Raw genomic sequence first — 22,201 nt, 5'->3', positions numbered from 1 at the left:
GTCAGGCGTCCGACCGTCCACGCAGAGAGACGGAGGAATACGCCACGCCAACGGCTCCGATACCGGTCGGAAGTGCAAGCCCGAACACTGCGAGGACCATCGCTGTCGACTCGAACAGCCCCGTCGAAGCGGTCACGCCAGCGACCCCGCCACTGGCACCGACCACCATCACGAACAGGAGATAGCCGAAGAGAGTGCCCAGAAAGATGCCCAGTGGTGAGGGCGGAGCGACCTCGCCCGCGACGAGTCCGAGCGCGCCGACGAATCCGAGAAGCGGCCCCACGAGGACGAGCCCACCCGCAAGCAGGGCTGGGAGTGGGTCACCGTTGCCGGCGAGGGTCCCGAGAACGGCAATTGCGAGTCCGAGTACGGCGGCTGAGAGAAGATACAGCGAGAGGAGCGAGCCGATGCTGCGTCTGAACTGGGTGCCTCCGAGGCCGGACAATCCCGCACCCGAGGCTCGCGCCTGCTCGAAGAGTCCGTCCTCGCGTTCGACCTCGAACGTATCGATGAAGGCGTCGTCGATGGTCTCGGGATCAATGAACTCGATGTCTTGTTCTCCGAGGAGGTCGGTCGCTGCCTCCTCAACACCGCCCCGGCAGGTCGCCAGTAACTGATCGACATCGTGTTCGCCAGCAGCGTCGACGAGATACTCCAGGTGTTTTGTCCCGAACGTCGTCGCAGCGTCGACGCCGACCATCGTCATCATGCGGTCGTAGTACGTCTCGCTTTTTCGCGTTCCCGTCACAATATAGATCGATTCGTTGACCTGGGTCGTGGACGTGTTCCAGCCTTTTGTCTCCAGAAACCGGATCACGCGCTCGAAATACTCCTCTGGATCCATGCCTTCGCGATAGCGGTGTCAACTCCGGCCGCTCACATCAACATTGCGCCAATTGATACTCGATCAGAAGGTGTAGGCCATCATCACTTCGTCGATCAGTTCGTCCTCGATAGTGTAGTGGTCCCGGCGGATCCCCTCGGTCTCCCAGCCGTGTGATTCGAGGAAGGACAGCGCTTCGTCGTTGGTCATCGGGACACTGTTGTACACCTTCTGGTAGCCGTTGGCCTCCGCCCAGTCCAGTCCGCGGCCGAGCAACTGGCTGCCCACCCCCTGCTGTCTGTAGTCTCCCCGGACGCCGACAGTCAACTGCGCCGTGCTCTGGAGTTTATCGGACTGTGGCAAATCGAGATGGATCCAACCGATCACGTCGCCGTCGTGGGCCGCGATGAAGAAGACACGAGACTCGACGGTGTTGTGTCGCTGGACGGTATCCTCGTACAGCAACCGATCCGCGATGCTCTCGGCGACGACGTATGTGTCCTCGGCAGTCACATCACGGATAGTGTCGACCAGTCCCTCGAAATCCTCCTGGCGAGCGGGTCTGATGGTGTAAGTGAGATCAGGGCCGACGTGTTCCTCGACCGACCCCGCGTTGAGTCCGATCCGCAGCGTCCCCCCTTCGTCTTCGAGATATCCCTTCGTGATGAGCCATTCGAGTTCGTCCTCGAACTCTTCGGACGAGAGTCCGACCGCGCTTCGGGTCTGGTGGCGGGCCGCAGTCCCGTGGCGCTCGACGTACTGGTAGATCTGTTTGCTGGCCTCAGTTCTGAATGTCGGCCGTTCGAGCGGTTTCATACCTGTACATATGTGTACCTCCCTCTTGGGTATACTGCAACCTCTCACAAATCAGACCGATTCGGGTCGAGTTACTCTTCGTCGGTCTCTTCGGTGTTTTCGCCGTCTTCCTCTTCGTCTTCGCTGGCGAGTAACTCGAACTGTTCGAGGTAGGCCTCTCGCTCCTCGATGTCGTGTTCGTGGAACTGTTCGTCCTCGACGCTGATCGTCGCAAGGCCGATGCCTTCCGGATTGAGTCCGTCGTCGTTGACTGAAGCGAGCGCCGACAGCGCGAGGTCGACACCGGCGTCGAGGTCCATCTCTTCGCTGTAGTTCTCTTCGAGATACTCGCGGATATCGCCGCGGTCAGCGCCGACAGCGAGAGCCTTCCACTCGTAGGGTGTCCCCGAGGGATCAGTCTCGTACAGTTTGGGTTCGCCGTTGGCGATGCCCGCGATAATCAGCGCGACACCGAACGGACGTGCGCCACCGACCTGCGTGTACTGCTGGATGTAGTCGGTGACTTCCTTGGTCAGCGTCTCGACGGCGATGGGTTCGCCGTAGCGGAGTTCGTTGACCTGCGCCCGGCGGCGAGCGAAATCGATCAACTGGCGGGCGTCGGCGACGTGGCCCGCGCTGGCGATGCCGATGTGGTCGTCGGCCTTGTGGATTTTCTCGACGCTGTCCCGTTCCATCAGCGGCGAGCGGATGCGTTTGTCTACCGCGAGGACGACGCCGTCCGCGGTTCGGACACCGATGCTCGCTGTCCCGCGTTTGACGGCTTCGCGGGCGTACTCGACCTGATAGAGACGACCGTCTGGGGAGAAGATGGTGATCCCGCGGTCGTATGCTTGCTGTTGATTTTGACCCTGCATAGTTACTCACAATCGAGGATCGTCGCGCCGGTATACGCCTGCTCCGCGGGGATATCTACCCGCGATCCGCGGACGGACGCCCGCCGATCAGCGCCTGCGAACGCGACGTGTCTCTGCTCTGTGTCTTCCCGGCCGCGCCCCATATACTTTTCTTCACAGGCACGGATCGTCCCGCTAACGCCTGCGACTCGCAAGCCGACGGGCTGATCGTCGACCTGTTCGACACACGCGACCGCGGCCCGCCCGCGGGACTGCTCGCCGCGCCGGGTCCGCACGATCGCCCCGCCCTCTCCGTCGGCGAACTCGAACCGAACGACGGAGAGATCCAGATCCGCGCTTCCCGCGTCCCCGAACAGATTCTGTGCGCTGTACCAGAGCTGTCGCTGGAACTGATCGCGGTCGAGGTCGGCGTCGGGCCACCCCTCGATCAGGACGGCGAGATACCGCCACCGCGGTTGCAGATGTTTCGGCAGGTGTTTCATTGTCCGCACTCGGAGCGCCGGCACAATCAGGGTGACGACCGCGCTTACCGGAACAACTCGACGACGGCATCGAGATCCTCGACCTCGTACGTTGGCTCCGTCTCGATTTGACGGGTTGCATTGTGCTCACGACGGAGCAAGACTGTATCGAGGGCGGCTCGCTGTCCGGCCTGAATGTCTGTCTCCTTGTCGCCGACGAACAGTGGGTTCTCGACGCCGAGTTCTCGAATCGTGTCTCGTAAAAACGTGGGTTCGGGTTTTTTCTCCTTCAGACTGTCCGGATGCGGGTCGCGCGCCCGGACTGCGCCGAAGTGGTCAGTAAGCTCGAAGTGGTCGCTCAGTGACTCGACGACGCGGGTCTGGTTGTTGCTCACGACACCGACCGGCTGTTCGAGCGTCGACAGCGTGGTCACGTCGTCGTAGGGAGTCTTGTGACCATCGCGTGCGGCCCGGTCCAGCACGTCGGCGAGAGCATCGTCCCGGGCCCGCCAGAGTTCTTCGGGCGGAAGTCCAGTCTGCTCGCTCAACTCCCCCAGTTCCTCGAAGGTGATGCCATGAGCGAGCGTGCCCGCGAGGTCGTCCATCTCGGCCTCACTAATCGACCGGTTCCGTAGCTCTCCGGCGATCTGTTCGCGGAAGGCCGGCAGGCGGTGCTCGTCCGGGAGTACGTCGACGAGCACACCGTCGAAGTCGAGGAGAAGTGCGTCGTAGCTCATCAGAACGGACCGTCACCGAAATCGGAGTCGTCGACATCTGAGTCTTCACCGGCGCCGGTGTCGCCGAAGCCGCCGCCCAGATCGCTGTCGTCGTCGAGTTCGTCCTCGCGCTCGAAGGCATCGGGCGGCCGACCGGCCTCGTCGATCACCTCGTCGCTGACGATCAGCGGGCAGTCGACGCGCAGGGCGAGTGCGATGCCATCGGATGGCCGAGCGTCGAACACAGCCTGCTTGCGTTCCCCGCCGTGGTACTGTTCGGTATCGATTTTCGCGTAGAAGGTGCCATCAGCCAGATCGTCGATGCGAACCCGATCGATCGCCGCCCCGAACTCCGCGACCATCTCGACGAACAGGTCGTGTGTCAGCGGGCGCTCGAAGGGCTCCCCATCCAGCGCCAGTTGCATCGACTGGGCCTGGTCGGCACTGACGAAGATGGGGATCAACTCCTCGCGCGCGCTGAGGAGAACGACCGGTGCGCCGGGGCCTTCGTCGCTCACGCCGACGCCGACACCCTCGACTGTGGCCTCGTGTTCCATGTCTCAACTTACGCCCCAACGCTCAAAAGGTTATGCCAGCAGTTCGTCGACGGCGTTCCGTGCCGCCAGCATCGCATCGTCTGCGACCTGTTCTGGGTCCTCCTGGCTGTCGTCAGCATCGAGATAGATGTCGACTTCCAGACGCTCGTCTTCGAAGCTGACAGTCACGTCGAAATCGCGAACGTCCGACCGCGCGTAGCGGGCGAAGATCACGTCCTCCGCCGCGCGGGCCGCGGTCTGGACAATTTCTTCGTCGTCGGGGCGGTCCCCCTCGGTCGTCATTTATGCGCCGCCTGCGCCGCCCATGCCGCCACCCGGACCGCCGCCGAGCATCTGCTGGAGTTCGTCCTGCAGTTCCTCGAACTGCTCCTGCACGCGCTCTTCCTGTTTGTCGAGGGTGTCGACGCGCACTTCGAGACTGCTGACCTTCTCTTCGAGGTCTTCTTTGGCGTCGTCGTACTCGGTCTCGACGAGGAGTTCGCCGAGCTGCTGGTACATCTGGGTCTCGCCTTCGATGTCCTCGAGTTCGTCGAGTGCCGTCTCGGACTCTCGGAGCTGTGTTTCGGCTTCCTGCTTCTGGGCCGCAACTTCCTGTGCGGTCTCCTGAAGATCCTGCAGTTCCTCGAGCTTTTCCTGTGCTTCCGGTGGTAGATTTCCTTGCATACCAGTGACCTCGGGACCCGGACTGTTAAACCCCCGCTTTCGAGTTCGGAAACGAATCCGCGGCGAACGCTGCTCACTCGATCTGTCCGGCGGATTCGGCGACGCTCACCAGCGAACACCACGTGTTCACGGCCGCTCGCAGGGCAACGGGATCGCGTGCTTCGACGAGGAGTTCGAGGTCGGCACCGTCGCGGGTTGAGCGGACGCTGCTGCGGTCGTCGTCGATTGCCCCGAGTTCGGGGTCGATCGAGTCGGCAACCCGAGCAGCCTGCTCGGGAGAGTCGTAGCTGAAGGAGAGAACAGCCTCGTGAGCCACGTTATTCGACGTTGACTTCCTTGATGTCCCTGCTGCGTTCCTTGAGCAGGACGCGGTGACCGCAGTAAGGACACCGGACGCCGCCGTACTCGTCGAGCGTCACGTCACGCTTGCAGCGGGAACACTTGTAGCTCATTCGTCGTCGTCCTCGGAGAGTGCGGCGCGGATCGATCGGCGAACGGTCTTGCCCGCCGGGGTCTGGGGCTTGTAGGCCCCACCGGTGAACTTCTCGCCGGTCTCCTCGTTGACCCAGATACCGGTGCCGACTCGTTTTACGTCGTCGCCGTCGACGGTGGCGTTTTCCATCTCTCGCTCGATCTGGGCGACACGCCGCCGGGCAACCCGCCCGTAGCGTGCGCCGAAGCGGCCGGCACTGCCGGTCCGGTTTTGATCGTCACTCATAGTACACCATTGTCCGCCGAGCGACTACAAAAACCCTGCGAGACAGACCCGCCTACTCTTTGAACTCCGCTTCGACCAGCGCTTGGTTGATGTCTTTGCGCACGCGCTCGCCGAGTTCGCGGTCGTCGGCAGTCGTCACGACCCGGTTTTCCTGGACACTCGATCCATCACGGATGAGTAGCCGGACGTTGCCGGTGTTGTCCGCGCGGGTGACCTTCGCCCGGAGGCCGCCGTCACTGCTCGAACCGCTGGCGTCGATGGGGCCGGGAATGATCTTTTTCACGTGGGGATGTTCCGCGACGACTTCCAGCACCTCCCGCCCGGTTCGTCCGCCGATCAGTGTCGAGTGGGTGCCGCCGAGTTTCTCCGCGACGGAGGCCTCGACGACTTCCAGCGGCGCCTCGCCCTGTCGTTCGAGGGCGTGCTCGATTGGTTCCTCGGCCTCGATGCGGTAAAAAGAGTAATGCACCTGCGAGCGAACTGCACGAAGCACCTCGCGGTTGCCGGTCGCATATACCTCTTCCGGGCGTTTCCGGCGAATCTCGTCGGCAATCTGGCCGGCAAAATAGCGCAGTTCCGAGGAGACCTGTTCTTCGTCCGGCTCAGGGGTTGTCGTGACCGTGCGCGCGCCGACGACATCCCCTTCGTAGATTGCTGTGACCGTCCCGCGTTCGCGGCCGAGTTCGAGAACGAGCGTGTCGGCGTTTGCCGTTCGGCAGACCAGGCAGTAATCGCCAGGTCGTTCGAGCGGGGTCGCACACTGCCGACACTCCATACCGGAGATAATCCGAGGAGCCGAATAAGGACCGCGTTTCGAGACTTCGAGAAATTCTCGGTGAGAGTTGACAATCGGATAGCAACCGCCCGGATGTGGTGGGTCCCGAAAGCGAGATGACACTGCGAGAACGAAATGGTTTTCGTGTAAACCCTCGCAATGGCATGTAAGGGCCCAGCGATGCAACTAAACGTATCCGGTGGTCGACGGAGGGACGACGGTGTCCGGTGAGCGACTCCTCGTCCCCGTCTCTGAGACGGAGACACTCCGACAGACAGTCGAATATGCAGTCTCTCGCGCACTCGAAGACGGGACTGGAACTGTGCGGTTCGTCTTTGTTCACGCTCCAGACGCAGAACGCGGAGAGGTTCCAACGTCGGAACTTGAACGCGACGTGGACAGCGCCGAGGAGTTACTCGACAGGGCTGGAATCTGGGCAGAGGAAGATGCCGGCGAGCACGAAGATATGCTGACCGTCGAGACGACACAGGTGGGGCTGAATCGGTACCTGTTTAGCCCCGAAGATGTCGCAAACGCACTCGATGGGGAGGTTCTGGACCACGACCTCGACGGCGTCATCCTCGATCCGGAGTACGACCCGGGAATCGGCGCACCGCTCGTTCGTCCGCTGGCGAACGAACTCGACACACTGGGGGTACCCTACGAGACGGCACCGGTGACTCGGCAGGCGCGACGAGGACCGCTTTTGACCCGGAGTTCGCCGCTCCGTGTCGGCTCAGTGTTCGTGCTCTCGCTGGCGTTTTACATGCTACTCGCGGCGGATCCGTTCTACTGGTTCGAGTGGGTGACCGGCCTCATCGCGGCGACGGTCGTCGCTGTCGCCATGTCACGGGTGACGTTCAGCCGTGACCCGACGACCTCGACGATCGGTCGCCTCCTCCGGCACATCGTGTACGTTCCGTATCTGCTCTGGGAGATCATCAAGGCGAATATCGTCGTCTCGGCAGTGATCCTCCATCCGAAGATGCCGATCGAACCGCGGTTGACACGCGTCCGCCCGGCGGTCTGGGGGAGTCTGCCGATCACCGTCCTCGCGAACAGCATCACCCTCACGCCCGGAACGCTGACCGTGCGCGTCTCGGGAGACAGTCTGATCGTACACACGCTCGTCCCCGCCGCGCGCGATGATCTCTTCGACGGCGGTCTCGAACGGGGCGTCCGGTACGTCTTCTACGGACGGGAGGCGATGGCGATTCCCAGCCCACGCGAGCGCGGTGACACGGAGAATCTCCAACCGCCGGATGACTCAACAGAGAACACCGACGGGCGAAAAGGAGACTCGCAAACGAACGGAAACGCCGAAAGCACCGGTACCACGGAGGCCAATCAGGAGGACGACCAATGACAGACACGACACTCATCGATCCCGCGCTCACCGAGATATTTCTCGGTGTCGCGGCCGGATTCATGCTGCTGGCACTCGCCATGTTTTATCGTGCGATCAAGGGACCAACGACGCAGGATCGGGTGCTCGCGGTGAACGTCCTCGGAACGAACACTGTGGTCATCCTCGCACTGCTCGCGGCCGCACTGGGCGAACGCTCGCTTCTGGATATCGCCCTGGTCTATGCGCTGTTGAACTTCCTGATGGCCGTCGCCATCTCGAAGTTCACCGTCGAACGAGGTGGTGTCCTGTGATCGAGACCGTCAGAGTTGGCGGGTCCGTCTTGTTCGTGGCGCTCGGACTGTTCTTCACACTCATCTCGACGGTCGGCGTGTTGCGACTCCCCGACGTGTACTCCCGCGCGCATACTGCATCGCAGGCAGACACGCTCGGCGCTGGCTTCGCGCTCGCCGGCGTCGCGCTCGCACTCGGCTGGACACCAACGACCATTCTCACGGTGATCCTGCTGTTTTTCATATTCGTAACGAACCCGACGGCCGCCCACGCTATCACGCGGGCCGCCCACGAGGAGGGAATCGAGCCGTGGACGACCGACGACGACCGGACGGACGCTGATCTGGCGGCCGAAGCCGAACGACTGACCCCGAATGAGATGACCGACACCGACGAGGAGGGCGCAACACCGGCCGCCGACGGCGGACAGGAATCCGGAGGTGAGTCGCCGTGATGTCGGCGTTCGAGGCGGCCCTGTTCCTGTTCGTGCTGGCAACAGCCGTCGCAACGGCGTTGCTACGAGATATTCTCGCGGTAATCATCGTCTTCGCCGCCTACAGCCTCGGGATGGCGCTGTTTTATGCCTTCCTGCTGGCACCCGATGTGGCGATGACAGAAGCAGCAATCGGTGCCGGCGTGACGACGATTCTGCTGCTACTGACGATCGCCAAAACGGCCCGGATGGATGTCGACAAAGCGATCGAAAGAGTGAGTGTGCCCGGTATGATTGTCTTCGGGGGACTACTGTTCGTCCTCGTCCGGACGTTCCGGACCTTTCCGGTAGTCGGCACCACGGCCGAGCGGCCGTGGCTGACCCCCGGCGTCACGCAGTATTACATCGAGCATTCCTACGCCGATACCGGTGTCGAAAACGCCGTGACTGCGGTGCTCGCCGGCTACCGAGGGTTCGATACGTTCGGCGAGGCGACGGTAGTGTTCGCTGCAGGCGTTGCGACCATGATCGTGCTCAAACAGGTGGTGTTTACCCGTGAGTGAATCCAGACCAGATGTCAACGAGTCGATGTACGTCGAGAGCCAGATAATCATGTCGACGGTCCGTGTGGTGGCTCCGTTCGCGCTCACCTACGGGCTATTTTTGATGTTTCATGGCTCGGGCACGCCCGGCGGGAGCTTTCAGGGCGGTGCGATTATCGGCTCGACAGTGCTGATGATCGCCTTTGCCTTTGGCATCGAGCCAACGCGAGACTGGTTACGAAACCGGACTGTGGTCGCACTCGCGACCGGCGGGACGGCAGCGTTCGCCCTCATCGGACTGGTTCCGATCTTCTTCGGCGGTCGGAACTTCCTCGAATACGACTTCTACGTCGATATCGGGCTGATCAACAAACCCAAGTGGGGTCTGGAGGCCATCGAGGTCGTCGGTGTCGCCCCCATCGTCGCCGGTGTCGTCGTCGGATTGTTTTTCCTCATCGCGGCCGGACTCGGCCCGGGGGAGGTGAACGAGGATGATTGAATCGCTCTTTACGAGTCGGTACACCTACGTCCTATTTGCCATCCTGCTCGTCATCGGACTGTATATCGTCGTCGCCTCCTCGAATCTGGTCAAGAAAGTGATCGGGCTGAACCTCTTCCAGACGGCGATTTTTCTGTTTTTCATTTCGACAGCCTACGTCGAGGGCGGGAGTTCACCGATCATCCCGAAGGAGGCCTTCGCCGGACAGGGCTACGCCAGTCCGCTGCCGCAGGTCATCGTGCTAACCGCGATTGTGGTCGGGATCGCCCTGACTGCGGTGGCGCTGGCGTTGATCGTCAGAATCTACGACGAGTACGGCACGCTCGACGAGGAGACGCTCAGGGAGGTGCGTGCAGATGACTGAGCAACTCCTGCCGGGACTGCTTATCGGCATTCCGATTCTGGGGTCGACGTTGCCGCTGGCACTCGGACTCCTCCGTGACCGGGTCGGTTGGTCGGTCGCTGCTATCGTGTTGAGCATCGAGGCCGCACTCGCCGGGTGGCTCGCCTACGCCATCTACGTCGCCGGCGGCCACGGCGAGCGCGGCATCGTCCACGTCCTCGGTGGCGAACGATTCGGCCGGAAGTCGGTCGAACTCGCAACCGGCGGGACGACACAGAACTTCGTCGTCGGCATCGAACTCGTCGCCGACGAACTCTCCGCGCTGCTGGTCGCACTCGTCGCGGCCGTCTCGCTGGGCGTGCTCGTCTTCGCCAGACAGGCTGGCCCACGGGGTAACGCCTTCTACAGCGGCTATCTGCTACTGGCCGGCGGGCTGATGGGGCTGGTGCTGACGGGGGACCTGTTCAACCTCTTCGTCTTCCTCGAAATCGTCGGGCTGGCTTCCTACGCGCTGATCGCGGGCGACCAGTCCGCCGAATCGGCTGTCGCCGCGCTCAAGTATCTCATCATCGGAACGACCGGCGCGTCGATGTATCTCATCGGCGTCGGCTACCTCTTCGTCGCGACTGGCGCGCTCAATATGGTTGATGTCGCCCGTTCGCTGGCTGGCGAACCGACGTGGATCGACGGCGCGCTCTACAGCGACCCAACGGTCATTGCAGCATTCGGGTTCATCGCGGTCGGCCTCGCGGCGAAAGCGGCCATCTATCCGCTCCATAGCTGGCAGCCGGACGCCTACGCTGCCGCGCCGGATTCGGTGACGATTTACATCTCGGCGCTGGTCTCCACGTCGGCGGCGTACGCGCTGGCCCGGATCACCTGGCAGGTGTTTACGCCGGACTTTTTCGCGGCGACGGCAAACGCCGAACTCATGTTGAATGGTCTGCTGGTGCTGGGCGGCGCGAGCGTCCTCGCCGGGAGTTTCCTCGCTGCGATGCAACGGCAGGTCAAGCGGATGTTCGCCTACTCCTCGGTCGCGCAGTTCGGGCTGATCGTGCTGGGTATCGGTATCGCCGTGCATCCGAGTTCGGGCGAGACCGCCGCCCGCTTCGCGGTCTACGGCGTGGTGATCCACCTGCTCGCACACGGGCTGATCAAAGGTGGACTGTTCGCCACCGCGGGCGCACTCGCACGAGGGACCGGCGCGCGCCGACTCTCGGAGTTCGCCGGCCTGGCGAAGAAACGGCCGTTCCTCTCCGGAGCGATGGCCATCCTCGGGTTCGGCATCGTCGGCGTCCCGCCGACAGCCGGCTTCATCGGCAAGTGGTATCTCGCCGTCGCAGCGGTCGAGTCGGGACTCTGGCCGGTGATCTTCGTCGTCTTCGCCAGCACGCTCCTCACGCTGCTGTACGTCGCGCGAATTCTCGAAAAACTGTACTTTGATTACCAACCGGAGGAAACGCCCGAACACGCCGAATCGAGCGCGCCCGTCGTTGCTGATGGCGGCCGCACGCTCTCGATTGGAATGATCGCACTGGCCGTCAGCGCCGCCCTGCTCTCCATCGTCCTCGGCTTCGCCGGCGGCGAGTTGGCGAACATGATCGATCCGGTCGTGGATCGACTGTTCACCGATCCGGGGGTGGTCCTCGATGGTTGAGATCCCAGGCGGTGACCTCCAGCCGCTTGCGGCAGTATTGGTCTCGACGGTGGCGACGATGCTCATCATCGCCTCCTACCGGCGGCCGAACGTCCGTGAGTTCTGGTCGATTCTCGCAGCGCTGCTGAAGTTCGGTATCGTGGCGAGTATGCTCCCCGCGGTGCTGGACGGCGAGACGTTCCGCTGGTCGATGGGCGAGTTCGTCTTCGGCATCGAGTTCGCGCTGCGAGTCGACACACTGGGGATGGTCTTCGCGCTGCTCGCCAGTTTCCTCTGGATCTTCACCGCCTTCTACTGTGCGGGCTACATGCGCGGGCTGAACGAACCCAACCAGACCCGGTTTTTCGCAGCCTTCGCCGCCTCGCTATCGACGGCCATCGGCATCGCCTTCGCCGAGAATCTGATCGTCATGTTCCTCTTCTACGAACTGCTCTCCATCGTCACCTACCCGCTGGTCGCCCACGACGAGACCGACGAGGCCCGTGCGGCCGGCCGGAAGTATCTCGCCTACACCTTCTTTGGCGGGGGCTTCCTGGTGCTTGGCGGCACAGCCTTGGTCTACTGGCTGACCGGCCTCGCCGACCCCGCGCGGGTCAGCGGTGTTGCCGTTGGTGAAAGCACGGCAACGGTGACCTTCGGCGAAATCGGCGAGCCACTGATGGCGGTCTACCAGGGAAGCGTCGTCAGCGAACCGATCTTTATGCTGGCATTCGGGATGCTCGCGCTCGGGTTCGGGACGAAGGCGGCGATCATGCCACTGCACTCGTGGCTCCCGGACGCGATGGTCGCGCCGACGCCAGTCTCGGGACTCCTGCACGCCGTCGCAGTCGTCAAGTCCGGCGCATTCGGCGTCTCCCGGGTCGTACTCGACGTGTACGAACCGGATCTGACCGCCGCACTGGATATGCACATCGCGCTGGGCGGACTCGCCGCGGCGAGTTTCATCCTCGCGTCGTTCATTGCACTCCGAAAGGACCACCTCAAGCGCCGACTCGCGTACTCGACGGCGAGCCAACTTTCCTACATCATCATGGGCGTCGCGCTGCTCTCGCCGGCCGGAATCACCGGCGGACTGCTCCACATCCCCGCGCACGCGTTCATGAAACTCACGCTGTTCTTCTGTGCGGGTGCGATCCACGTCGAGACCCACACGGACTACATCTCGAACATGGCGGGCATCGGCAAGCGGATGCCGCTGACGATGACCGCCTTCACGATCGCCGCGGCGGGGATGGCCGGGATCCCGTTCGTCGCTGGCTTCGTCTCGAAGTTCTACATGCTGATCGGGGCAATCGGCATGACCGACGCCAGTTACGCCTACGAACCGACCGCGGCGGGAGCCATCTTCGCGCTCGCGCTGATCGTCTCGGGCGTGATGAACATCGCCTACTTCTGGCCGGTCGTCTACACCGCCTTCTTCGAGAGCGAGGACGAACACGACGCCAAACCGCTCGTCGAGTTTCCCATCGGCGGCAAGTTCTTCAGTCCCGGCGACGAGGAAGTCGCCGCAGATGGCGGACACACCGAGGAAAGTGACGGCGACGAGTTCCACGTCAGCGAACAGGCCCACGAAGAGGCGAATCACGACGTCCATCACGGCGGCCCGCCGCCGAGCGGGTGGGAGCGACGCTCGCCACGCGAGGAGAGCACGTGGCTCATCCTGATGCCCATTGCCGTCATCGTCACTGGGGCCGTCGTGCTCGGCACAATCCCGGGAGAGGTCGGATTTCTGGATCTGGTGACGGCCGTAGCTGAACGGGCGACTGGACTGGAGGTGGGCCTATGACAGAGTTTCTGACTGTCGTCCCGCCGGCCTTCGTCGTCCTCGCCGCGGCGCTGGCCGTGGCGCTCTTGCCGCGACTCGTCGGCCACGTGGTCGGTGCTGCGAGTACCCTCTGGATCCTCGCCGTAGCCCTGTTCGCACCGGAGGGAGAGTTCTGGGAGATCAACTTCCTCGGCTTCGAGACCATCTTCCTGCAGATCGACGGGCTCTCACAACTCGTCGCCATGGCGGCTGGCATCCTCGCCACCGCAGCAGTCGTCTACGCCTACAGCAGTGACGCACCAAAGCTGATGACCGCGCTCGCGCTCTCCTACGTCGGTTCGACGGCGGGGGTCATCTTCGCCGGCGACTGGGTCTCGCTGATCGCCTGGTGGGAGTTCATGGCCGTGACGAGCACGCTACTGGTCTGGCATCACGGCGGCAAAGCGGTCCGGGCGGGCTACCGCTACGCGCTGGCACACGGCATCGGTGGGAGCCTGTTCCTCTTTGCCATCGTCTGGCATCTCGCCGTCGGCGGCGGCCTGCTCATCGAGGGTGGGATCGGCGTCGGCGGGGCGGCCCCGCTGGCGGCCATCGGCATCGAAGCGGATATGCCGATGATCCTCGCCGCCTCGGGGATTGGGATCAACTGTGGATTCATCGGCCTGCACACGTGGCTACCGGACACCTATCCGCGGCCGCACATCGCCGCGTCGGTGTTCCTCTCCGTGTTCACGACCAAGACCGGCGCGTACGTCCTGCTGCAGACGTTCCCGAACGGAAGCCACCTGCTCGCGTATATGGGCGCGGCGATGGCCGTCTACGGCGCTGGTTTCGCACTGCTCCAGCACGACATGCGCGCGTTACTCTCCTATCACATCATGGCGCAGGTCGGTTACATGGTCGCCGGAATTGGGCTGCTCGCCACCGCCGAGAAGGGCGGCGTCGGCGCGATCATGCACGCGTTCAACAACATCCTGTTCAAGGCGCTTCTGTTCATGGCCGTCGGCGTCATCATCTACCGGACCGGAGTCGAGGATCTGTACGACCTCGGTGGACTGTGGCGGGAGATGCCCCTGACAGCGATTGGCTACACGCTGGGAGCACTGTCGATTACGGCGATTCCACCGTTCAATGGCTTCGTGAGCAAGGGCATCGTGCTCGATACGGCGCACAAGTACCACGCCTTCGGCACGGAACCAGTCTGGATTCTGTTGCTCGTCGGCGCGGTCGGGACGCTTCTCTCCTTCATCAAACTGGGCTACTACGCCTTTCTCCACGGCGAGTTCGAGGGGAGTGTCAAAGACGCCAAGAGCGGCCAGACCGTGGCGATGTTCGCCGTCGGCGGGGCCTGTCTGGCCTTCGGCCTGCCGGGCGGGTGGGAGTTCGCCGTCGAGATGGCCGCCGAAAACGCTGCGGGCTTCCACGTCCACGACCTGCATCCCTACAGCACGAGTCACCTCACCGAGAGCGCTGCACTGGTCGCCGTGAGCGTGCCTGCTTTCTTCCTCATCAGAAAGCCGCTCTCGAAGATCGGTCACGTCCCGGATTTCGAGGTGCTTATCAATCCGCTGATCTACTACTCTGGCAAGATCGGTATCTACGGCACCACCGAACTCTTCGCCGCAGTCGACCGGGCAGCGGTCCGATTTGTACAGACCTGTTACTGGATCAGCGCGAATCCCGTCCGGACGGTCGACCGGGCGACTCGCTGGCTTCCCGACGGGATCAGACCCGAGTTTGTCGGTGAGTCGGCTCCTGACGGCGGCGAGCCCTCTCGCCTGTATCTTCGGGCCGGGATCGGCACGACCGTGCTCGTGTTGAGTGCTGTGTTAACGGTTCTGTTGGCGCTAAGCCTCTAGTTTCGGAACGGCTTAACACCCAGCCAGCGAAAGAAGAGTATGGATCCATCGAGAGTCGATATGGGCGTTGATCTTGGCTACGGTGTTTTGCTTCTTGCCGCACTCGTCATGATGTCCCAGGTTGGGCAAGCGACGGGAATTGCCTTCGGTGTCGGGATCATCCTCTCGTACACGCTGCACGTTGTCTGGAAGATGGGACGGTTCGATCCCGAATGGATGACCCGGACTGTCGAAGAGACAGTCGAGCGAAGTGTCGAAGAGAGCGTCGAAAAGCAGGTCGACGACTCGGTCAACGAGAGCGTCGAAAAGAGCGTCGGCGAAGCTGTCGAGAAACAGGTGGAGTCGAGTGTGACCGAATCTGTCGAGAAAAGCGTCGGCGAGGCCGTCGAGAAACAGGTCGAGCAGACCGTCGGTGAGGGGATCGAAGAAACGGTCGGCGACACTGTCGAAGAAACCGTCGAAGGCACTGTCGGCGAGACAGTTGAAGAAACAGTCGGTGAAACAGTCGAGGAAACCGTCGGTGAAACGGTCGAAGGGACTGTCGAAGAGACAGTCGAGGACACGGTCGAGAAAACTGTCGCCGAAACGGTCGAGGAGACCGTTGAGGAGACTGTCGAGCAGAAAGTGGAGGGGAAAGTCGAAGATACGGTCGAGCAGACAGTCGCCGAAACAGTCGAAGGGAAAGTCGAAGATACCGTCGAAGAAACCGTCGAACAGACGGTCGAAGGGAAAGTCGAAGATACCGTGGAGGAGACAGTCGAGGATACGGTCGCCGAAACTGTCGAGGACACTGTCGAAGAGACCGTCGAGCAGACGATGGAGGAGACTGTCGCGGAAACTGTCGAGGAGAGAGTCGAAAAGACCGTCGAGAAGAAAGTCGACGGCAACAGTTCAGAGGACGCTTGAGACTGAGTCGGCCGTCGGAGACTCAGTCGAACGGCCGAGCAGCGAATCGAAGTAGCCGGTCGACACTGCCTCTCTGATCGCATCGCCTCTGTTTTCGTCTTCGAGCGCGAATTCGTACGCCTCGGTGAGCCCTGTCTCCCCGGCCAGCGGGACGAGCGACACTGTCGTTCCCGTCGCGTCGATCTGAACGAGGAAGTACGCAGGCGGGAACGAGGAGACACTCGGTGCGCCGATCACGGTGAGGCCGCGGTACTCCGTCACGTACGGCCAGTGAACATGTCCGGTAACGGCGAGGTCGACGCCCGCGGAGACGAGTTCGTCCGCGACCACTCTCGAATTTGTGAGTCGATACGATCCATCCGGGAGAGCGCTTCCGAACGGTTCAGGAACAGGCCCGAACGGATGGTGACAGACAGCGATACGCGGGCCAGACGGTTCCGGGAGGGCCGCAAGCCAGCCACGAGTCTCGGTCGTCAGTGCCCCGCCAACTTTGGTCGTCCCATCGGTTCGGGTGCTATCGAGCGCGAGAACGTCCACCCCGCCGTACGAGTGCGTTCGCGGAAAGCCACGCTGGCCACGCCACGCGGCAAAAGCGTTGCCGTCCGGGACTGGGCCGCGGTCACCGTCGTATGCCACGTCGTGGTTGCCCGGCACGGCAATCGTCGGGTCCGGACCGTTGCGCAGAAGTGCCGTCGCCAGTTCGTACTCCGCCCGCTCACCATCTTTCGTGATGTCTCCGGCCAGTACCGATAGATCCACGTCACGACCCCGAGCATCGGTCAGTGCCGTTTCCAACCGCTGTTTGCTCCGGTGGTACATCTTGATCGTCCCGTGTGCCGTCCCGCTCAGGTGAGGGTCCGCGAGGACGGCGATGGTCGTCTCTCGGCCGCGAGGCTGGTCGAACCGAGCGAGTCGACGCGCACCGTCAGTCAGCGGACCGCCATCGATCACGGTGTCCGGTCGTGGCTGGGTTGAGCGGCGTGCCATGAGAAGGAAACCGACGGAGAAAGCCAAGAGCGTTTATAATAGGCGACTGTCCAACTCAGCTCTCTCGGGAGGCGACCGGTGCCCTCGGGATCACTACAGAGCCAACATAGCAGTGTTTTTCGATATCGCCGCGGAGTCGGCTTCTATGGGCCGCCAACAGTCTATAGAGACGGGACTCACTCCGAACGAAAGTGCCCCCAGTCGATTGCGAACAGCACCCAAAGCGTTTGCTGACCGGCGGCCAAAGAACAATTGATGAGCGGCTTGGTGAGTTCGACAGTGGCCGCCGCCGAGGGAGAAGAATGACCGCCGCTGAGCAATCCGACGAGTCGGCGGGACTGCTCGATCCGTTCCGGCAGTTTCTCTCTTTCGAGCGCGACGTGCTCGTCCTCTCGATTGCGATGTTCGCGTTCAGTCTGGCCTTCCAGATGACCAGCCGGTACATCCCCCAGTACATGCAGGCACTGGGAGCCAGTTCGTTCGTCATCGGGCTGTTCGGAACCGTCGGCAACATCATCGGCGCGGCCTATCCCTACCCCGGAGGGCGGCTCTCCGACCGCCTCGGCTCGCGACTCGCACTGACGCTGTTCGGACTGTGCTCGACGGCCGGCTTCGTCGTCTGGCTGATTGCGCCGACACTCGGGACGCTGTCGATTCTTGGTGTCACCATCGAGCCGTGGTTCTGGATCTTCGTCGGCCTCTTTTTGGCACAGGCCTGGAAGTCCTTCGGCCTCGGCGCTACCTTCGCAATCGTCAAGCAGTCCGTCCCGCCGTCACAACTCGCTCGCGGCTTCGCCAGTACCGAAGTCTTCAGACGGACCGCCTTCCTAATTGGGCCGCTTCTGGCAGCCGGTCTCCTCGCTGTCTTCGTCGAGTTCGCCGTCGGCTTTCAGGTCGTCCTGGCCGTCGCCGTCGTCTTCGCACTGCTCGCGACGACAACACAGCACTACCTCTACGAACCGCAGGACACCTCGCTTGGAAAATCCTTCGAGGGCATCGAAGAGATCCTCGCCGACCTCAGGTCGCTCCCTTCGGAGTTGCGTTCCCTGCTGGTCGCGGATACCCTTGTCCGCTTCGGCAACGGAATGGTCTACGTCTTTTTCGTCATCGTCGTCACCGATTTCCTGCGGGTCGGACTCGACATCGGTCCGCTCGCGCTCTCCCCAGAGGTGTTTTTCGGGGTGTTGCTGGCAATCGAGATGCTGATCGCACTGATTTCGATGCCCATCGCCGCGAAACTGGCCGAATCGGTCGGGCTGAAGCCAGTCGTCGCAGTCGGCTTCTCTGTGTACGCACTCTTTCCGATCCTGTTGATCAGCGCACCAGCAAATTCTGCCGTCGTCGCGCTGTTGTTCGCCTATTCGGGGCTTCGCTTCGCGGGCTTGCCAGCACACAAGGCACTGATCGTCGGACCGGCAGAGCGGGACACCGGCGGCCGCGTGGCGGGGTCGTACTACCTCGTCAGGAACACGGTCGTCATTCCCAGTGCAGCCATCGGCGGGGCAATCTACGGCGGATTCGGTATCGAGCGACTCGGTATTTCGTTCGCGGGCAGCGAACCGCTCGCCTTCGGGATTGCGACGGTGATCGCTGGAATCGGGACCGTCTATTTCCTCGTATTCGGCGAGGAGTTCGCGGCCTACCAGTAAGCGACCGCCGACGTTATTTCGATTCCGACCCTTAGGAGAGCAATGACAATGCGCGGCGCGATTATCGATCTGGACGGCACGGTCTACCGGGGCGGCGAACTCTGCAACGGGACGGCAGCAGGGATTCGCTCACTCCGTGAGGCCGGACTCGACCTGCTCTTTTTCTCGAACAACCCACTGAAAGATGGCGATGATTACGTCGAACGACTGACCGATCTGGGACTGGACGTCTCGTCTGGCGAAGCCTGTTCGTCCGGCGTCGTGACCACGGAGTATCTGGTCGAGAACCATTCGGGAGAGCAGATCTTCTGTATCGGGGCCGACGGGCTTCGAGAGCAGTTCCGGGCAGCCGACCTCGACGTGACCGACGACCCGGAAGCGACGGACGTACTGGTCGCGTCGTGGACCTCAGAGTTCGAGTTCGCAGATATGCGGGATGCACTCGCTGCGGTCGACGACGACACGACCTTTCTCGGAACCGACCCCGACAGGACATTTCCGATGGAGGGCGGGACGGAGGTTCCGGGATCGGGTGCGATCATCGGTTCGGTCGCCGCCGTCGTCGGAACGGACCCCGATGCGATTCTCGGCAAGCCCTCGGAGGCGGCACTCGACGCGGCACTGGATCGACTCGGCGCAGCACCCTCGGAGTGTCTGGTCGTCGGGGACCGCCTCGATACAGATCTCAGAATGGGAGATCGGGCCGGCATGACGACCGTCCTCGTCCTGACAGGAGTCTCCGACCGGGCGGACATCGCCGACAGTGATATCGAGCCCGACTACGTCATCGACAGTCTGGGTGAAATCGACTCCGTTCTCGGAGAGATCACTGCAGCGCGCTGAACGGTGGTTGGCTGGCAACGCCCGCGACGAGATGGGCGGAGACGGTGTCTGTTTATACCGGGCGAGTCTATGTATCGGCAATGGTCGAAGCAGATCCGGTGATGCGAGCCGCCAGGAACGGCTTCGGGGTGTTGATGGTCGCGATTCTCGGTCTGTGGGCATTTCGCTTTTTTAACGGAGACAGCTCTGCGCAGCAGTTGTTCGATCTCCTCTTGCTCGGGGCCTTTGTCTACTGGGGTTCACAGCTCTACTATCGACGACAGACCGATTCAGCGGACGACTGAGCGCCGCCGAGATGTCTCGATTCAATATGTATTTCGACCAACAATCACCCGTATTTTTATATCATCGCTACCGAACAACATGCATATTCAATGAGTGGCGGCGAGGAAATCGACGTGTTGTATGTCAGTGGGGATCAGGCCGCCGAGGAACTCGAACTCGACTCGAACCGACTCAGTGTCGAGACCGCACCAGGTGTCGAGCAAGCCCTCGGAAAACAGGTCAACCGAGAGTTCGATTGTCTCGTTTCAGCGTACGACCTGCCGGACGGCGATGGGGTCGAACTCCTCGAAACTGTCCGGACAAAGGACCCAGATCTCCCCTTCGTGCTCTACGCAGAACAGGGCTCGGAGGCGGTCGCGAGTCGGGCGATTTCCGCCGACGTGACCGAGTATCTTAGGAAGGATGAACACACCAGCCAGACACTCGAGAGTCGGATCAGGGAGGCCGTCGATCAGTATCGGGACTGTCGGGAGATATCGGATCGGCACGAACAGCTCTCGCTGTTCATCGAACAGTGCCCGCTCGGAGTGATCGAGTGGAACGACAACTTCGAGATTGTCAGCGTCAACCCCGCTTGTGAGGAGATTCTCGGATACTCCGAGGAGGAACTCCTCGGGGAGTCCTGGCGAAAAATCGTACCGGAGACGGCCGAGTCCGAAATCGACACGCTGGTCAATAACCTTCTCGAAGTCGAAGGCGGATTCCACAGCGTCAACGAAAACCGCACCAAAACCGGCGAACAGATCGTCTGTGAGTGGCACAACCGCGTCGTAACTGACGGCGACGGCGACGTGGTCACAGCGTACTCACAGTTTCAGGATATCACGAATCGGCGCTCCCGTGAGGAGGCGATAGCCGAACTCCACGAGATCGTCGACGACCTCGCTGCGTGTTCGAGCCAGCAGGAAATTTACGAGCGGACGATAGACGCTGCGGGACGGATCCTGAACTTCGATCAAGCTGCAATCGCCATCGAAAACGACGGCCACCTCAACGTGGAGGCGATGTCTGAGCACGTCCCCTTCGAGGTTCCGCCCTCGTTGGAAGTCGACGAGGGGCTGGCCGGCAAGACGTACCAGCAAGATGAAGCCTATCTCATCGACGACGTTAGTGAAACGTCGGCTGCAAACCCGCAGACAGACGAAATTCGCTCCGCAATCAGTGTCCCGATCAGCGGATACGGGGTCTTTCAGGTGATCGACAGTGCGCTCGGCGCCTTCGAGCGCCAGGACGTCGAACTGGCCAAACTCCTCGTCCAGCACACAGAAACCGCCTTGGACCGACTCGGTCGGGAGCAGGAACTCGAACAAATTTACGAACAAGTCGAGTTCGCACTCGATGCGACCGATTCCGTGATCTGGGCCGTCGATCTCGAGGCAAACGAGATACAGACTGGACTGGGGCCATCTGAACGACTGTTCGGGGTTTCGAGCGAGCAGATTGCCGGGCTCGGACCATTCTTGCAGGAGAGCGTCCACCCGGACGATGTCGAGGAGATGCGCGATGTCGTGCAGCGCGTACGGAACGGGGAGAAAGGAGTCTTCAGCTACGTCTTTCGAAAGAATCCGAAATACGGAGACCATCGATGGCTGGAAGCACTTGGCTACATCCAAGAAGACGGAGGCCCGAAGCGGGTGATTGGATTAACAACTGATGTAACCGAGCGCGAACAGCGCGAGCAGGAACTGCAGCGACAGAACGAGCGTCTGGAGCAGTTCACCAGCGTCGTCAGCCACGACCTCCGGAATCCCTTGCAGGTTGCCAACAGTTGGCTATCACTCGCCGAAGAAGACTGTGAGAGTGAATATCTGGAGAAGGTTGGCGAAGCACACGAGCGAATGGATGTCCTGATCGAGGAACTGCTACGGCTAGCGCGAGAAGGCGACCGGGCCTTAGAGACAGAACGAATCGATCTCGATGCGTGTGCCAGAGCGTGCTGGGAAACCGTCGACACGGGAGATGCAGGACTGTTGGTCGACGTGGACGGTGCGCTCACCGCGGATCGCAATCGATTCCGGCAGCTACTGGCAAACCTGTTCCGCAACGCCGTGGAACACGGTTCCACGAACCCTGACTCGCACACTCGGCAGGACGCTGTCGAGCACGGCGGTGACGCCGTGACGGTTACTCTGGGCCGACTCCCAGAAGGGTTCTACGTGGAAGACGACGGCCCCGGGATCCCACCAGAGCGGCGGGAAGAGGTGTTCGAGTCGGGCTACTCTGCGACCGAAGACGGCACCGGCTTCGGGTTGAGTATCGTCGCCCGCGTCGTCGACGCCCACGGCTGGGAGATTCAGGCCACAGAGGGATCGACCGGCGGTGCTCGCTTCGAGATTACGGGCGTCGAATCTATCGAGGAGTAGGGCGGCGGGTGCATTAGAGGTCGGTAGGTCGGGTTCGTTCGGAAACGG

At 62.1% G+C, this 22,201-nt stretch carries 27 protein-coding genes; 14 read left to right on the top strand and 13 right to left on the bottom strand.

Annotation, left to right across the window (positions count from 1 at the left end; genetic code table 11):
- Position 1: 1 nt before the first annotated feature.
- From V8P86_RS09400 to V8P86_RS09345, 12 genes are all read right to left on the bottom strand, one after another.
- Positions 2 to 844 carry a hypothetical protein gene (locus V8P86_RS09400; RefSeq protein WP_336327005.1) on the bottom strand — a complete coding sequence of 281 codons (843 nt, stop codon included), beginning with the start codon at positions 842 to 844 and terminating at the stop codon, positions 2 to 4.
- A 63-nt stretch (positions 845 to 907) separates the two neighbouring features.
- Positions 908 to 1,639: a GNAT family N-acetyltransferase gene (locus V8P86_RS09395; protein ID WP_336327004.1), complete on the bottom strand. Its 732-nt coding sequence runs from the start codon at positions 1,637 to 1,639 to the stop codon at positions 908 to 910.
- Positions 1,640 to 1,710: 71 nt separating this feature from the next.
- The gene (psmA, locus tag V8P86_RS09390) at positions 1,711 to 2,493 is read right to left on the bottom strand and encodes an archaeal proteasome endopeptidase complex subunit alpha (RefSeq protein ID WP_336327003.1); all 783 of its coding nucleotides are present in this window, start codon (positions 2,491 to 2,493) and stop codon (positions 1,711 to 1,713) included.
- A gap of 2 nt (positions 2,494 to 2,495) precedes the next feature.
- Positions 2,496 to 2,975, bottom strand: a complete 480-nt coding sequence (locus V8P86_RS09385) for an Rpp14/Pop5 family protein (RefSeq protein WP_336327002.1) — start codon at positions 2,973 to 2,975, stop codon at positions 2,496 to 2,498.
- Between the two features lie 44 nt (positions 2,976 to 3,019).
- The gene (locus V8P86_RS09380; protein WP_336327001.1) at positions 3,020 to 3,691 is read right to left on the bottom strand and encodes an HAD family hydrolase; all 672 of its coding nucleotides are present in this window, start codon (positions 3,689 to 3,691) and stop codon (positions 3,020 to 3,022) included.
- Positions 3,691 to 4,227 carry a bifunctional nuclease family protein gene (locus tag V8P86_RS09375; RefSeq protein WP_336327000.1) on the bottom strand — a complete coding sequence of 179 codons (537 nt, stop codon included), beginning with the start codon at positions 4,225 to 4,227 and terminating at the stop codon, positions 3,691 to 3,693. Before V8P86_RS09375 ends, V8P86_RS09380 begins: the two co-directional genes overlap by 1 nt.
- 30 nt (positions 4,228 to 4,257) lie before the next feature.
- On the bottom strand, positions 4,258 to 4,509 hold the full coding sequence (locus V8P86_RS09370; protein WP_336326999.1) for a DUF3194 domain-containing protein: 252 nt from the start codon (positions 4,507 to 4,509) through the stop codon (positions 4,258 to 4,260).
- A complete protein-coding gene (locus tag V8P86_RS09365; protein WP_336326998.1) occupies positions 4,510 to 4,890 on the bottom strand; it encodes a prefoldin subunit beta in 381 nt (126 codons plus the stop codon).
- A 73-nt stretch (positions 4,891 to 4,963) separates the two neighbouring features.
- On the bottom strand, positions 4,964 to 5,206 hold the full coding sequence (locus V8P86_RS09360; protein WP_336326997.1) for a KEOPS complex subunit Pcc1: 243 nt from the start codon (positions 5,204 to 5,206) through the stop codon (positions 4,964 to 4,966).
- Between the two features lies 1 nt (position 5,207).
- Positions 5,208 to 5,342 carry a DNA-directed RNA polymerase subunit P gene (locus V8P86_RS09355; RefSeq protein WP_128225748.1) on the bottom strand — a complete coding sequence of 45 codons (135 nt, stop codon included), beginning with the start codon at positions 5,340 to 5,342 and terminating at the stop codon, positions 5,208 to 5,210.
- Positions 5,339 to 5,608 (bottom strand): 50S ribosomal protein L37ae, encoded by a 270-nt coding sequence (locus tag V8P86_RS09350; RefSeq protein ID WP_336326996.1) that lies wholly within the window; start codon positions 5,606 to 5,608, stop codon positions 5,339 to 5,341. Before V8P86_RS09350 ends, V8P86_RS09355 begins: the two co-directional genes overlap by 4 nt.
- Positions 5,609 to 5,660: 52 nt before the next feature.
- Positions 5,661 to 6,383: a DUF2103 domain-containing protein gene (locus V8P86_RS09345; RefSeq protein ID WP_336326995.1), complete on the bottom strand. Its 723-nt coding sequence runs from the start codon at positions 6,381 to 6,383 to the stop codon at positions 5,661 to 5,663.
- Between the two features lie 220 nt (positions 6,384 to 6,603).
- Here V8P86_RS09345 and V8P86_RS09340 point away from each other — a divergent pair, with 220 nt between their 5' ends.
- From V8P86_RS09340 to V8P86_RS09295, 10 genes are read left to right on the top strand one after another with little or no spacing between them, the layout of a single operon-like run.
- Complete coding sequence (locus V8P86_RS09340; RefSeq protein ID WP_336326994.1) at positions 6,604 to 7,749, top strand: monovalent cation/H+ antiporter subunit E; 1,146 nt, start codon at positions 6,604 to 6,606, stop codon at positions 7,747 to 7,749.
- Positions 7,746 to 8,042 (top strand): cation:proton antiporter, encoded by a 297-nt coding sequence (locus tag V8P86_RS09335; RefSeq protein WP_336326993.1) that lies wholly within the window; start codon positions 7,746 to 7,748, stop codon positions 8,040 to 8,042. The genes V8P86_RS09340 and V8P86_RS09335 overlap by 4 nt, the downstream gene beginning before the upstream one ends.
- Positions 8,039 to 8,476 carry a monovalent cation/H(+) antiporter subunit G gene (mnhG, locus tag V8P86_RS09330; RefSeq protein ID WP_442909379.1) on the top strand — a complete coding sequence of 146 codons (438 nt, stop codon included), beginning with the start codon at positions 8,039 to 8,041 and terminating at the stop codon, positions 8,474 to 8,476. Before V8P86_RS09335 ends, mnhG begins: the two co-directional genes overlap by 4 nt.
- The gene (locus V8P86_RS09325) at positions 8,476 to 9,018 is read left to right on the top strand and encodes a DUF4040 domain-containing protein (protein WP_336326992.1); all 543 of its coding nucleotides are present in this window, start codon (positions 8,476 to 8,478) and stop codon (positions 9,016 to 9,018) included. The genes mnhG and V8P86_RS09325 overlap by 1 nt, the downstream gene beginning before the upstream one ends.
- Positions 9,011 to 9,496: an MnhB domain-containing protein gene (locus V8P86_RS09320; RefSeq protein WP_336326991.1), complete on the top strand. Its 486-nt coding sequence runs from the start codon at positions 9,011 to 9,013 to the stop codon at positions 9,494 to 9,496. The genes V8P86_RS09325 and V8P86_RS09320 overlap by 8 nt, the downstream gene beginning before the upstream one ends.
- Positions 9,489 to 9,860, top strand: a complete 372-nt coding sequence (locus V8P86_RS09315; protein WP_336326990.1) for a cation:proton antiporter subunit C — start codon at positions 9,489 to 9,491, stop codon at positions 9,858 to 9,860. Before V8P86_RS09320 ends, V8P86_RS09315 begins: the two co-directional genes overlap by 8 nt.
- Complete coding sequence (locus V8P86_RS09310; RefSeq protein WP_336326989.1) at positions 9,853 to 11,496, top strand: proton-conducting transporter transmembrane domain-containing protein; 1,644 nt, start codon at positions 9,853 to 9,855, stop codon at positions 11,494 to 11,496. Before V8P86_RS09315 ends, V8P86_RS09310 begins: the two co-directional genes overlap by 8 nt.
- Complete coding sequence (locus V8P86_RS09305; RefSeq protein ID WP_336326988.1) at positions 11,489 to 13,282, top strand: proton-conducting transporter transmembrane domain-containing protein; 1,794 nt, start codon at positions 11,489 to 11,491, stop codon at positions 13,280 to 13,282. Before V8P86_RS09310 ends, V8P86_RS09305 begins: the two co-directional genes overlap by 8 nt.
- A complete protein-coding gene (locus tag V8P86_RS09300; RefSeq protein ID WP_336326987.1) occupies positions 13,279 to 15,120 on the top strand; it encodes a Na(+)/H(+) antiporter subunit D in 1,842 nt (613 codons plus the stop codon). The genes V8P86_RS09305 and V8P86_RS09300 overlap by 4 nt, the downstream gene beginning before the upstream one ends.
- A 39-nt stretch (positions 15,121 to 15,159) precedes the next feature.
- Positions 15,160 to 16,026, top strand: coding sequence for a hypothetical protein (locus V8P86_RS09295; protein ID WP_336326986.1), 867 nt, complete (start codon positions 15,160 to 15,162; stop codon positions 16,024 to 16,026).
- On the opposite strand, the gene V8P86_RS09290 is transcribed toward V8P86_RS09295, so the two are convergent.
- Positions 16,012 to 17,013 carry a metallophosphoesterase family protein gene (locus tag V8P86_RS09290; RefSeq protein ID WP_336326985.1) on the bottom strand — a complete coding sequence of 334 codons (1,002 nt, stop codon included), beginning with the start codon at positions 17,011 to 17,013 and terminating at the stop codon, positions 16,012 to 16,014. The genes V8P86_RS09295 and V8P86_RS09290 overlap by 15 nt on opposite strands.
- A 302-nt stretch (positions 17,014 to 17,315) precedes the next feature.
- Here V8P86_RS09290 and V8P86_RS09285 point away from each other — a divergent pair, with 302 nt between their 5' ends.
- From V8P86_RS09285 to V8P86_RS09270, 4 genes are all read left to right on the top strand, one after another.
- A complete protein-coding gene (locus V8P86_RS09285) occupies positions 17,316 to 18,662 on the top strand; it encodes an MFS transporter (RefSeq protein ID WP_336326984.1) in 1,347 nt (448 codons plus the stop codon).
- 42 nt (positions 18,663 to 18,704) lie between these two features.
- The gene (locus V8P86_RS09280) at positions 18,705 to 19,505 is read left to right on the top strand and encodes an HAD-IIA family hydrolase (RefSeq protein ID WP_336326983.1); all 801 of its coding nucleotides are present in this window, start codon (positions 18,705 to 18,707) and stop codon (positions 19,503 to 19,505) included.
- Between the two features lie 80 nt (positions 19,506 to 19,585).
- On the top strand, positions 19,586 to 19,789 hold the full coding sequence (locus V8P86_RS09275) for a hypothetical protein (RefSeq protein ID WP_336326982.1): 204 nt from the start codon (positions 19,586 to 19,588) through the stop codon (positions 19,787 to 19,789).
- A gap of 90 nt (positions 19,790 to 19,879) precedes the next feature.
- Entirely contained in the window at positions 19,880 to 22,153 is a 2,274-nt protein-coding gene (locus tag V8P86_RS09270) for a PAS domain S-box protein (protein ID WP_336326981.1), read from the top strand.
- The last annotated feature ends 48 nt before the right edge of the window (positions 22,154 to 22,201 follow it).

Origin of the sequence: Halovenus anhuiensis (assembly GCF_037080055.1) — an archaeon.
In the GTDB taxonomy this organism is placed as follows: domain Archaea; phylum Halobacteriota; class Halobacteria; order Halobacteriales; family Haloarculaceae; genus Halovenus.
Note: the sequence above shows the minus strand (reverse complement) of the source record. Positions and strands in the feature narration are given on the sequence as shown.